The organism is Clostridia bacterium (assembly GCA_012841935.1).
Taxonomy (GTDB): domain Bacteria; phylum Bacillota; class Peptococcia; order DRI-13; family DTU073; genus DUTS01.
On sequence record DUTS01000096.1, the window covers coordinates 1 to 4555 of the forward strand.

General features: G+C 37.2%; 7 protein-coding genes. All 7 read right to left on the reverse strand.

From position 1 onward, the window contains the following. Positions 1 to 85 precede the first annotated feature (85 nt). Complete coding sequence (gene frr / locus GX687_05340) at positions 86 to 643, reverse strand: ribosome recycling factor (protein HHX96860.1); 558 nt, start codon at positions 641 to 643, stop codon at positions 86 to 88. Positions 644 to 647: 4 nt separating this feature from the next. Beyond that, positions 648 to 1364 carry a UMP kinase gene (locus tag GX687_05345; GenBank protein HHX96861.1) on the reverse strand — a complete coding sequence of 239 codons (717 nt, stop codon included), beginning with the start codon at positions 1362 to 1364 and terminating at the stop codon, positions 648 to 650. A gap of 102 nt (positions 1365 to 1466) precedes the next feature. Continuing rightward, positions 1467 to 2114 carry a translation elongation factor Ts gene (gene tsf, locus GX687_05350; GenBank protein HHX96862.1) on the reverse strand — a complete coding sequence of 216 codons (648 nt, stop codon included), beginning with the start codon at positions 2112 to 2114 and terminating at the stop codon, positions 1467 to 1469. 81 nt (positions 2115 to 2195) lie between these two features. Beyond that, the gene (rpsB, locus tag GX687_05355) at positions 2196 to 2927 is read right to left on the reverse strand and encodes a 30S ribosomal protein S2 (GenBank protein HHX96863.1); all 732 of its coding nucleotides are present in this window, start codon (positions 2925 to 2927) and stop codon (positions 2196 to 2198) included. 143 nt (positions 2928 to 3070) lie between these two features. Beyond that, positions 3071 to 3490: a hypothetical protein gene (locus tag GX687_05360; protein ID HHX96864.1), complete on the reverse strand. Its 420-nt coding sequence runs from the start codon at positions 3488 to 3490 to the stop codon at positions 3071 to 3073. A 21-nt stretch (positions 3491 to 3511) separates the two neighbouring features. Beyond that, positions 3512 to 3793: a hypothetical protein gene (locus GX687_05365; GenBank protein ID HHX96865.1), complete on the reverse strand. Its 282-nt coding sequence runs from the start codon at positions 3791 to 3793 to the stop codon at positions 3512 to 3514. After that, a partial coding sequence (locus tag GX687_05370; GenBank protein HHX96866.1) for a DUF342 domain-containing protein occupies positions 3790 to 4555 on the reverse strand: 766 nt, incomplete at its 5' end. The genes GX687_05370 and GX687_05365, both read right to left, overlap by 4 nt.

Below are 4555 nucleotides of genomic sequence, written 5' to 3' on the forward strand. Positions count from 1 at the left end.
GCGGGTTCTATAATATTTTATAGTTTCATGTCAACAGCCCCTCGCCCCCCCAAAGACAAAAAACCCCCTGCCAAAGGGGGCCTTTTTATACTTCCATTACTTCCTTCTCTTTCGCTTCAAAAACACGCTCAATTTCTTCTATATATTTATCAGTTAATTCTTGCACCTTTTCCTGAGCCTTTTTTACAATATCTTCGGAAACCCCTTCCGCTTTTTCTCTATTCTTTATTTGCTCATTAGCCTCACGACGAATATTTCTGATACTAACTTTAGTTTCCTCTGCTTTTTTCTTAATAGTTCTAACTAATTCTTCTCTACTTTCTTGAGTTAATTGAGGAATTGCTATTCGTAAAATATTACCGTCATTATTAGGATTTAAGCCTAAATCAGATTTTAAAATAGCTTTTTCTATATCTTCCAAAATAGTTTTGTCCCAGGGCTGTACAGTCAACAAACGCGGTTCAGGTGCCGAAATATTGGCTACTTGATTAAGGGGAGTCAAAGTACCATAATATTCCACCCTGATTTTTTCCAATAAGGCTGGATTTGCCCTTCCGGCACGCAGTGTGGAAAAATCACTGCGTAAAACCTCAATTGACTTTTTCATTTTTGTTTCCGTTTCGGTAAAAACATCCCTAAACATTTTTCTACCTCCCAATATATGTACCTATTTTTTCACCAAAAATAGCCTTTTTAATATTACCTTCAGCCAAAATACTAAAGACAATTAAGGGTATGCCATTATCCATACACAAGGTAGCGGCTGTAGAATCCATAACTCCCAACCCTTGATTCAATATATCAATATAGGTAAGTTCACTTAATTTTTGGGCTTGGAGATTTTTAACTGGGTCACTATCATAAACCCCATCAACTTTTTTGGCCATTAAAATAACTTCAGCTTCGATTTCTGCAGCTCTCAGAGCCGCCGTGGTATCTGTTGTAAAAAAGGGATTACCGGTACCAGCAGCAAAAATAACCACCCGACCTTTTTCCAAATGTCGAATTGCTCTTCGTTTAATATAGGGTTCAGCAATTTGCCGCATTTCAATTGCCGAAAGAACCCGTGTATCAACATCATGTTTTTCCAAGGTATCTTGTAAAGCTAAAGCATTAATAACTGTCGCCAACATTCCCATATAATCAGCTGTAGCCCGATCAATACCTCGTTCACTACCAGTAACACCTCGCCAAATATTACCTCCACCAACAACCATAGCCACTTCTACATGATGAGCCAAAATTTCTTTAACTTGTCGAGAAATTGAATTTAAAATTTGTTGTTCAATACCAAATTTTTGTTTGCCGGCCAGTGCTTCTCCACTTAACTTAATAATAACCCGCTTATATTTTGCCTGAGCCATCTTTTTATGTCTCCTCCCCTTTTAAATTCTACACCACTTTAAAAAAACCTTTTAACTTTTGAATTTTAATAAAGAGAACAGCAGCTGTCCTCTTCATTAAAACTATTTATTTAATTGTGCTTGCACCTCAGCGGCAAAATCTTCTTCCTTTTTGGCTAACCCTTCGCCAACCTCATAGCGGACAAAACGTCTAACTTTAATATTTTCCCCGATCTTAGCAATCTGTTCAACAATCAAATCATTTACCGTAATTTCCGGTTCACGAATATAGGGCTGTTCTAATAAACATACAGTTTCATAGTACTTACGCATTCTACCTTCAACCATTTTTTCTACGATTTTTTCCGGTTTGCCTTCATTTAAAGCTTGGGTACGCAAAATTGCCCTTTCGTTTTCCAAAACCTCCCCCGGAATATCTTCCCTCTGCACATATTCTGGACGAGAAGCGGCAATTTGCATAGCAATATTTTTAGCCAAATCCTTAAAAGCAGGTGTTTTTGCTACAAAATCGGTTTCACAGTTTAGTTCCAAAAGCACCCCAATTCTGCCGCCATGAATATAGGCTTCAATTATTCCTTCTGAGGAAATGCGTCCAGCCCTTTTAGCAGCATCTGCCAAACCTTTTTCCCGCAAAAAAGCTATTGCTTCATCTAAATTTCCATCTTTTTCCGCAAGAGCCTTTTTACAATCTAAGACACCAGCCCCAGTACGCTCCCTTAATTCCTTAATTTTTTCCATTGTACTCATCAGTTTCGCCTCCTTTACATAACTTATTATTTCCGAAAAATCAAAAATAAAAAGGGGTTAAGGGGGCAATTACCCCTGCACCCCTTACTCCACTTGCTGAACTTCCTCTGCGGCAACTACTTCCTCGTCAACTACACCCTGTTTAGCCTCCAAAACAGCCTCAGCCATTTTATAGGCAATTAATTTTACAGCTCTAATAGCATCATCATTCCCAGGAATAATATAATCAATTTTATCAGGATCACAATTAGTATCCACAATGGCGACAATAGGAATTTCCAAACGGCGTGCTTCAGCTACGGCAATATGTTCTTTACGGGGATCGACTACAAATAAAGCACCGGGTAAACCGGGCATATCTTTAATCCCACCCAAAAACTTCTGTAATTTTTCTCTTTCGGCGACCAAACCAGCTACTTCTTTTTTAGGTAGTACCGCAAAAATTCCTTTTTCCTCCATTTCCTCAAGTTCCTTTAATCGCTTAATTCTTTGCTTAATGGTTTGATAATTAGTAAGTGTACCCCCGAGCCAGCGTTGATTTACATAAAACATACCACAGCGTTCGGCCTCTTCTTTAACTGTTTCTTGAGCTTGTTTTTTTGTCCCCACAAAAAGAATATGTTTACCATCAGCAACTAAATCCCTTACAAACTCATAAGCTATTTCAATCATTTTTACGGTTTTTTGTAAGTCAATAATATAAATACCGTTGCGTTCCGTAAAAATGTAAGGTTCCATTTTGGGATTCCACCTTCTAGTTTGATGTCCAAAATGCACACCTGCCTCTAATAACTGTTTCATGGTAATCACAGACATTACTACACCTCCCTCCCCTTGGTTTTACCTCCGCTATCTTCATTTTTATTTCAAACCAAAATTGGCACCCTGAAATAAATCCAATAGCGTGTGTATTTACACCTTTGTTAGTATAACATAAAAACAACCCAACAAACAACATTTTATTTTTGTTGGGCCGTTTTTTTCCCTAAATTTAACCTTAGGGAAATTTCCCCCTTAGTCATATTTAATTGTTCGGCAATTTCGGTAACAGATTTACCTTTTTCCCAGAGATTAAAGATTTTAGCAGTAATTGGGTTATTTACCTCCTGTTTTGACTGTGGAAATAAAACCATTTGTGAAGAACCGGATTTTTCCTTCAAGACCCTGACTAAATCTTTACCCTCAGCAAGTTTTGCCTCGAATTGATCCAAATATTGTTTAACCATAAATGAGTTTTCGGTTAATAATTGTTCTAATTCTTCTTTTAAGGTTAAATACTCAGTCTTTAGAGATTTCAATTCACTGAATTTTAAAAGAATGATAATTAAAAAAACACTATTTAAATAGACAGTAATTAAATTAAAAACCGTTATTCGCAAATAAATCCCCCCACCAGATCTTTAGATTTTAAGATCAAGATGTTTCCCTTTTGGCGAATTATCCCTTTTCTTTTTTTGCCTATCACCTTGTCCCTCTTTTTTGGGAGCATCCTCCCGAACCTTTTTTTGTTCCGCTCCTTTGGTCTCTTTCACCATGCGGGTCTGTTTATGTAAATTTTCCCGAACAGCCTCTCCAACAATTTGTTTATCTGTCTGCTGTTGATCTTGAACAGTCCTTTGGATTCTTTCTACTTCACCCGCACGCGGCACCAACACTTGTAAATCAACAGATTTCAGTGTCACATAGAAAACCCCCTAATTTCATAATCCTCCAAACGAAAAACGGAACGCCGTTTTTCCTCATCTATATGTAAGGTATGTTTACCCATATTTAAAACAACCCCACAATAGATGGTTTCCAAAACCTTAACTCGTGCTTCTTTTAAATCACCAAAACAAGATTCTAAATCATTTTTTCTTTCCTGTAATTCCGAGAGCTCCAACTTATTTTTATTTTGCGTCTGTAAAACTTGTGAATGTAATATTTGTTTTTGCCGTGAATAATTACCCTCTTGCTTCATTTTTTCTAGAGTATTAATAATCTTTATGTTTTTCTCCATATCTTTACTTAAATACGTCATTTGGGTACAAACAGCTTTATATTCATCGATCAAATCCGGAGCATAACCAACTTCCAAAATAGTAGTGGTACCCATGGGAGCCCCTATATTTTTTGCTGATACTTCTTTTCCCGCTGTAATACGTCCCCCGGCAATTAATCCCCTCCGACCAGCTACTTCAATTTTTTCTACGGCCTTAACAGTACTATGTAAAATAGCCTCACCAACAAAAATACTAGCCTGACTATAAGTTTCCGCATTTTCTATATAACGTGTATAAATATTTCCTTTTACGTCAGCCTTACCTTGAACAATACCTTTTCTAATCTGTAAATTCCCCCCGGCAATTACAGTACCCCCCAAATTCCCATAAATCTCTACATCACCTTCAGCTTCTACCATAAATGTATTAAGTACACTTCCCCTAACAATGACATTCCCGGGA